General features: G+C 57.3%; 6 protein-coding genes and 1 pseudogene. 5 read left to right on the top strand and 2 right to left on the bottom strand.

Annotated elements, in window-relative coordinates; all coding sequences use genetic code 11:
- Positions 1-537 precede the first annotated feature (537 nt).
- Together xth and FHX15_RS27595 are read left to right on the top strand one after the other, a co-directional pair.
- Positions 538-1,335 carry an exodeoxyribonuclease III gene (gene xth, locus FHX15_RS27600; RefSeq protein ID WP_184401535.1) on the top strand — a complete coding sequence of 266 codons (798 nt, stop codon included), beginning with the start codon at positions 538-540 and terminating at the stop codon, positions 1,333-1,335.
- 444 nt (positions 1,336-1,779) lie between these two features.
- Positions 1,780-2,334 carry a hypothetical protein gene (locus tag FHX15_RS27595; RefSeq protein WP_184401534.1) on the top strand — a complete coding sequence of 185 codons (555 nt, stop codon included), beginning with the start codon at positions 1,780-1,782 and terminating at the stop codon, positions 2,332-2,334.
- 74 nt (positions 2,335-2,408) lie between these two features.
- Here the strand turns inward: FHX15_RS27595 and FHX15_RS27590 are convergent, their stop codons facing one another.
- The gene (locus tag FHX15_RS27590; RefSeq protein WP_184401533.1) at positions 2,409-2,672 is read right to left on the bottom strand and encodes a hypothetical protein; all 264 of its coding nucleotides are present in this window, start codon (positions 2,670-2,672) and stop codon (positions 2,409-2,411) included.
- 282 nt (positions 2,673-2,954) lie between these two features.
- On the opposite strand from FHX15_RS27590, the gene FHX15_RS27585 reads away from it, so the two are divergent.
- The 3 genes and pseudogenes from FHX15_RS27585 to treS form a co-directional block, all read left to right on the top strand.
- Positions 2,955-3,215 carry a hypothetical protein gene (locus FHX15_RS27585; RefSeq protein WP_184401532.1) on the top strand — a complete coding sequence of 87 codons (261 nt, stop codon included), beginning with the start codon at positions 2,955-2,957 and terminating at the stop codon, positions 3,213-3,215.
- Between the two features lie 12 nt (positions 3,216-3,227).
- Positions 3,228-3,602, top strand: a complete 375-nt coding sequence (locus FHX15_RS27580) for a GFA family protein (RefSeq protein WP_184401531.1) — start codon at positions 3,228-3,230, stop codon at positions 3,600-3,602.
- A 60-nt stretch (positions 3,603-3,662) separates the two neighbouring features.
- Positions 3,663-5,300 (top strand): annotated as a pseudogene (gene treS / locus FHX15_RS27575) (maltose alpha-D-glucosyltransferase); the annotation flags it as partial.
- A 608-nt stretch (positions 5,301-5,908) separates the two neighbouring features.
- Here the strand turns inward: treS and FHX15_RS27570 are convergent.
- Positions 5,909-7,411 (bottom strand): oligosaccharide flippase family protein, encoded by a 1,503-nt coding sequence (locus FHX15_RS27570; RefSeq protein WP_184401529.1) that lies wholly within the window; start codon positions 7,409-7,411, stop codon positions 5,909-5,911.
- Positions 7,412-7,435: the final 24 nt, after the last annotated feature.

Here is a 7,435-nt window from a genome sequence, read left to right as displayed (position 1 = left end):
CCGAAAGGCTGGAAGTGTGACTGTCCCTGGATCATCGAATACATCTCACTGATCCCTTCTCTCAACGGGCGTGGCCTCTTTCATGCCACCTCCTTGCTGTGGTTGTGTTGGGCTGTGGTTGTTGGGCCAGCTCGCCGTGCTCTCGGCATTCGTTCCGCACGAATGAGCGGTCGAAAGTGGGCTTGGTGGAACGATCAAAGGATGGTGTTTCGCGACCGCTCAGCGGCTGCAATATCTGCGGAACCAACCATGGCCGATGTTTGTAAAAAGCACTGGCGAAACCGCCCGCGGCTTCTCTTGCCAACCGATACGGGTAATGTCAGCTAAGTAAGAATGGAAAGGCGGCATTGCAAGGCAGCCGACCTCAACCGGAGGTCAAAGGGAACTTTCCGATGCCACGCACATTCCCTCGCCGAGCGCGGACTGCTTCAACTGGACGCGACGGGTGAACAGAGCCGTTTTCCAGTTTTCAGCCATGGTTAATGAAGTCTCAAACGAGCACCCGCCTATTCGGTCCGCTCGCGATCTGGAGGTCGATTGAAGATAGCCACCTACAATATCAATGGGGTCATTGGCCGCCTTCCAATACTCCTGCGATGGCTGAAGGAAGATGCGCCAGATGTCGTATGCCTCCAGGAATTAAAGACCTCCGACGATAGGTTCCCTCAGCGGGAGATCGAACGCTCTGGCTATCGCGCCGTCTGGCATGGCCAAAAAAGCTGGAATGGTGTGGCTATCCTTGCGAGAGACGTTCTGCCGGTGCTCACGCGCCGAGGTCTGCCGGGAGATCCGGACGACAGCCATAGTCGTTACATCGAGGCGGCCGTAAACGGACTGTTGGTATGCTGCCTCTATCTGCCGAACGGCAATCCGGCGCCCGGACCCAAATTCGACTATAAGCTGCGTTGGTTTGATCGACTGCATCACTATGCGGCAGAACTCCTGGATCTCGAAGTCCCGACCCTGCTTGCCGGCGACTTCAATGTCATGCCGACCGACATGGATGTCTATTCCCCGGAACGCTGGCGCGATGATGCCCTGTTCAGACCCGAGGTCAGAACGGCCTATGCCAGATTGGTTCAACAAGGCTGGACGGACGCGCTTCGTTACCTTCACCCCAACGAACGCATCTATACGTTCTGGAAATACTGGAGAAACTCATTCGAGCGGGACGCCGGCCTGCGGCTTGATCACATTCTTCTCAGCCCCGACCTCGTCGGACACGTTCGCTCCACCAGCGTTCGACGCGGTCCGCGGAGCTGGGATCACACGAGCGACCATGCGCCGGTTATGATTGAGCTCGATCTGCATTATGCGGCAGGCAAGAACCAGTAACTCGACATGTATAAAGCGCAGGTGAGACCTCTTCGTCCGCACGATCCGGAAATAGCTGGCGTCGGATACGGGCGAGAGTCTCTGCCTCCTTGCGCGTTCTTGCGAGCAGTTCGGTGGTGACATCGCCGTAGCGTAAGCCGTCCCCCGAAGCGACGCCGACGGTACCGCCGCTCGACAGGAACTCGCAGAAGGATCGCACCGATCGAAGACGCGTGGTGATCTCGATATAATAGCTATCGTGTCCGGCCATGCTTGTCTCCTTTCGCTCTCAAAGGTTAACGCGCACTGCGTCAATATGATGGCACTCTTCATGACGGCGCCTCGCGCTTCGGCCGAAGCCGCGGACGATCCCGGTCATCCCGTCATAACCTCGCGCAGGAAGTTTTCTCTTTTGGGAGGAACATTCACCAGCCAACCGCCTTTGTCTCCTCAAGGAGAATTGCTATGGCCAACGCTCGCACCACCTTTCATGAAGTTTTCTCGGAGATCGAGGCGCTTGCGACTTCGAATGCAACAAGCAACTCTGGTTGCTGGACGGTTGAATATCTGACACGGCGCGAGATCTTCTATCAGTTTTCTGGAAATCGCAGTGTTGCGGGCGAGGATGCAACCGGGCATCGGTTTGACGGCACACGCGACACATTGACGGCTCTGCCCGCAAATCTTCTCGTTCCCGCCATTGCCGACTTCGACAACAATACGATCATGGCGTTTTATATCGGCGCAAGCACCTCGGTGACAACAATCGCACGGGAAGCTGTCGATTGCTGCGTGCGGACGCCGGAAGTGCTGCTGGTGGACATCACCATCGATGACGAAGATCTGCTTGCAGGCACAAGATCCCTAACAAGATTGGCTTTCGTTGGGCTCGACACGAATGAAGGATGGTCGCCGCTTGTTCCATGCGCCGATATTCTGACTATCACTGACATGATCCATCCGTTCTGGTGCCACGGCAGACAGATAGCCCGAAGCGGCTCACTGCAAATCAGGATCTGACAAGACGATGTCACAGGGGACGCGGTTTCACGTCCTATTGCTTGTCCTGGCTTGCGCGACCGCTGGTTCACCGCTCAGTCAAACAGCTCACCACGTCCAATCTGTCCCTGCTTTGCATCGACATCACCGATTGCCGGATCGTGGTCGGGATCAGGGTCGCTGGTGTTTGCGTCTTTGAGAGACTGTGCTGCCTCAACGAGCGCCACAGCCATCTCATCCCTACCCCAACCCGCAGCATTGGCATCGGCAATAAGCGCCTCCAGGGCCGCGCGGGCAGCATCGGTCGCTTCCCCGAAGCGACGCGTGGGATCATTGCTTGTCGGGACTGGAAAATTCATTTGCGTTCCTTTCAAGAGTTCAAACAGAGCGCTATCCTCAGTGAACGCAGAGAGTGGCAAATGGATGCGCCGATCATCCCGATGCGCCAATCCCTACTTAAAGCCCTCTTTACCACTGCCTTCAATGAACGCTCACGGGCCTCGCAGATACGGGTAAATCGAACCACGGCGGTCAATGCAGAACGTAAGCTCCGGAACCAATCGCCAGCGTATCGGTTGATACACAGAATCTCCGAGCCATAAGAGCGGCGAAACCAGCAGAAAGGGCCAAGGGAGGTTTCAATGCATCTGAACAACACAAAGGTAACACATCGGAAGGAGACCTGGCATGTCGATTTCTTCGGCAACGCCGGGGAGCAACTGACTGTGCGCCTTCCGGAAGCTGCGGCGTTGAGCGAAGAAGACGCAATCGATCGCGCCCGAGAGATGATGGTGCAGCTGACGCCCTTCGGCACGCGAGGCGGCGGGCCTAGCCTCAATCGTTACGACAGTTTGAGCAACGGCAATTTCGACGATCATCCGCCCTTCGGGGTGAAACACTGAGGGAGGTCCCGGATGACCAGACGACACGGGAGCTGCAATTGCGGCAAGGTGCGCTATCAGGTGGAGGGCGAACCGGTGCGCGTCGGGCTTTGCCATTGCACAGATTGTCGCCAGGAGAGCGGCTCAGCCTTTACCTATTACGGTATCTGGCCGACATCCGCCTTCAAAACCACCGGCGAAACTGTGGAGCATCATGGCCGCCGTTTCTGCCCCGCCTGCGGCTCGCGGGTCTTTGCCTACGGCGAGGACGAGGCCGAGATCAAACTCGGAACGCTGCAGGACGCGCCGACCGGCCTAAAGCCCACCTATGAGCTCTGGATCAAACGGCGTGAACCCTGGCTGCAGCCGGTCGAGGGCGCGGAACAGTTCGTGGAAGATCGGATTTGATAATGCGCAATTCAGCACTCCACGGCATCTTTCGAACCGGCGGAAACCCCGAGAAGCTAAATGTCGGATAGCGGACTGCAGCATCCTCTCTGGCACAAGGATGCCATCATTTATCAATTGCACGTCAAATCCTTTTTCGATGCCAACGGCGACGGGATCGGCGATTTCCAGGGATTGACGCAGAAGCTGGATTACCTCGCGCAACTCGGCATCAACACCATTTGGCTGATGCCATTTTACCCGTCGCCGGGAAGAGATGACGGATATGATATCTCCGATTATAAAGGCATCCGTCCGGAATTTGGGACAGTCGATGACTTCAGCCGGTTCGTCGAGGAAGCCCACGCGCGGTCGATCCGCGTCATCGCCGAACTCGTTATCAACCACACGTCCGATCAGCACCCTTGGTTTCAGCGAGCAAGGCGAGCGCCTGCCGGTTCCCCCGAGCGGGAATTCTACGTCTGGTCGGACACCGACAAAAAGTTCAAGGAGACGCGCATCATCTTTGTCGATGCCGAAAGGTCCAACTGGACGTGGGATCCCGTGGCGAAATCCTATTTCTGGCACCGATTTTATTCCCACCGGCCGGATCTCAACTATCGAAACCCGGCAGTTGTCGAAGCCCTGCTGAATACCATGCGCTTTTGGCTCGATCTTGGTGTCGACGGCTTTCGGCTCGATGCCGTTCCGCATCTCGTCGAGCGCGACGAAACGCGCAACGAAAACCTGCCGGAAACCCATGCTCTCTTGAAATCTATTCGAAGGACACTGGATAGCAGCTATCCCGGCAAGGTGCTTCTTGCCGAGGCCAACCAATGGCCGGAAGACGCGCGCCAATATTTCGGCAAGGGCGATGAATGCCACATGGCTTTTCACTTTCCGCTGATGCCGCGGATCTTTACGGCTATCGCCAAAGCCGACAAGCAGCCTATCGTCACCATCATTGATCAGACATCCGATATCCCAAACAGCTGCCAGTGGGCGATCTTCCTGAGAAATCACGATGAACTGTCGCTGGAGATGGTCAGTGAGGAGGAACGCTATTTTCTCTGGAATACCTATGCCGCAGACAAGCGGGCAAGATTGAACCTCGGCATCCGGCGCAGGCTTGCGCCGTTGATGGGAAAGGACCGCAGGCGCATTGAGCTCCTGCACATGCTGCTCCTGTCACTGCCAGGCAGTCCGGTGCTCTACTACGGGGATGAACTTGGAATGGGTGACAATATCGAACTCGGGGACAGGAACGGCGTGCGCACGTTGATGCAATGGTCGCCGGACAAAAACGGTGGCTTTTCGACCGCGCCGGACGAGCAGCTCGCACTACCACTGATCGACGACCCGCAATATGGCTTTAAGGCAATCAATGTCAGAGAGCAGGAAAGCGATCCGCATTCGCTCCTCAACTGGCTTCGCCGCATCCTGCAGCTGCGGACGAGGCACCAGGCTTTCGGGCGAGGAAACATCTCCTTTGTCGAAAATGATAACCCGGCTGTCATCACCTATCTCCGCGAATATGGTGAGGAGAAATTGCTTTGCGCTGCCAACCTGTCGGACGCGTCCGTCGCCACCGATGTGCAGCTCGTTGGACTGAAGGGCCGCACGCCTAACGAACTTATCAATGGTTTGGAATTTCCCCCAGTTTCCGAAACCGACTACCGGCTGACGTTCCAGCCTTATGGCTATTATTGGCTACGCCTCAACTGAGTTTAGGCCGAAAGCCTGATCACTCTCAGTCAAAGCGAAAAGCGGGAAGAGATATACCCCTCATTGCCGAATGACGCAGCGGCCGCAACCGTCCGACGACCAGGAGAGCCATGGCTATGCACCCGGCAAGCTTGAGCCAAGGATAGTTTCGAAGCTGATGAGCTCTCCGATCCGCCGGCTTGGCACGTGCCAAAACAGAAGTCCTCGCCTGTTCGCGGAGGAGAGCTAGGCGTCTGCGCAGCAATGTCAGATCTTTCTGCATTCTTGCAAGCTCAACAGCCTCCTGCCTCTCGACAGGGTCATCGACCGAAGGCAACGCAGTCTCTTCCGCTCCCGCGGCCGCCTCGATGTCAGCAAGATATTCATCAAGATCGGCTTTCGTCTTAAACCCGCGCGTCCGTATATCCGTCATTGACACCTCCCGACTTTCTTTCGGCCATCGCAAGATGAGAACGCGCTCAGCCCTCATAAGTTCGACGCTCGCCATGCGTTCTGCTTAGAACCTCGATGCTGGGCAATAGCTACGTCGCGCCGTCAATCGAGACCTCTGGCCGAGGCCGCCGGCAAACTCCGGCGTCAACAGCCTTAAGCATCGATGTCGCCTACTGCGCCCCTGTGACATGGTTGAGTTCCGCCATCAAAGCGCGACCGCTGGACCAGGCAATGATGAGATAGGCAAACCCACCGACCACAACTCCCATAAGCAGGTCAACAAATGGAAGGCGAAGGCTGCCACCTGCCATATGGAGGGCGAAACCGACGGCGCCGACCATGATGCAGGCGCCTAACCCGGCAGGAAGAACCCGGCGCAACAAGGAAGGCCAACGAAATCCGGTGCCACGCTGCAGGAAGTAGAGGGACACGGATGTCGTTATTGCCGCGGCAAGGACCTGCGCCAAGGCAATATTGACGAGATCCGGATGGATCCAGCCGGCGATCGCAAGGCAGGCAAGGCTTGTTGCCGTAAACAGCAGGTTCAGCCTCGGCAGCAGGGCGACCCGACCGATGATGCTGAGCACTGGCTCATTGAGCATCTGAATGACGGCAATGCCGCGCGCCGTTGCGAGCAAGATAAGGACTGGCGCGGCTGCCAGCCACTGCGCCCCGAGCAGCACACTGACGAGCTGCACAGAGATGACGGCAAGCCCCATGAAGACCGGAAGAGCGGCAAAAGCGGTGGCCGCCATGACCAAACAGGTGAGCCGGCTGAGGCCCTCGGTGGCGCCCTGCTGGCGGGAGAAGTAGCTCCATGCCAGCATACGCACAGGCTCGGAAACCAGCTCCGTGACGGCACCGACGATCCGGCTTGCCATTCGATAGAGGCCAACCTCCGTCGCGCCGATAAAAAACACGATCAGGAACTCCGCGCCGTAACTTTGCGCAAACTGCATCAGGCGCGATGCCAGAAGCCGAGTGGAATAGGCAAGCGCCTCGCGGGCAGTGGTAAGGTGAAATTCGAACCGAGGAAGCCAGCGCGCAAAGCAGGTGGACATAAGGAGTGCTACGAGCACGACGCAACAACGTCCCGCCGCAAGCGCGACAATGCCCCAGCCGAGCAATAACCCTGTGGCCGTCACGAGAAGGCCGGAAAATTCCGAAGCTGCCTGATAGAAGGCAAGTTCGCGCAGACGTCGCCGCCTGACCAATATGCCGCTCTGACAGATGATGAAGGTGCCGGGAACGATGGTCGCCATCAGCAGCAGGAGGGTGGAAAAGATCGATCCGGATGGTGCCAGCCAGACGAGGGAAACCGTAAGCCCAATCAAACCCAGAATTGTGAAGGCAAGTCCGCTTGCAAGGGCGCAATAAAGGACCGTACCGGGCAGGTCTTTGTCGTGCGGTGCAGCAATCAAATATTCGCTCCATCCGGCCTCGGCAATCTTTGATTGCAGCAACACGATCGAGGAGACCATAGCAAAGACGCCGACCTCGGCTGGCGAGAGGACGCGGGCTGCGATCAGCAACGTCCCGATGCCGCAGAGTTGGCTAACCAGACGGGCGCCCGAAACCCATAGTGCATCTCGTGATGTAGAGGCGCGGCGAGAGTATCCCTGATCTTCCTTTGCGCCGGGCTGTTCAGCTGCTGCAGCACTAGATGTGTCCATAGTCACATGTTCTTTTGAGTTCAC

Source organism: Rhizobium sp. BK650, assembly GCF_014195325.1.
Lineage (GTDB): Bacteria > Pseudomonadota > Alphaproteobacteria > Rhizobiales > Rhizobiaceae > Rhizobium.
Note: the sequence above shows the minus strand (reverse complement) of the source record. Positions and strands in the feature narration are given on the sequence as shown.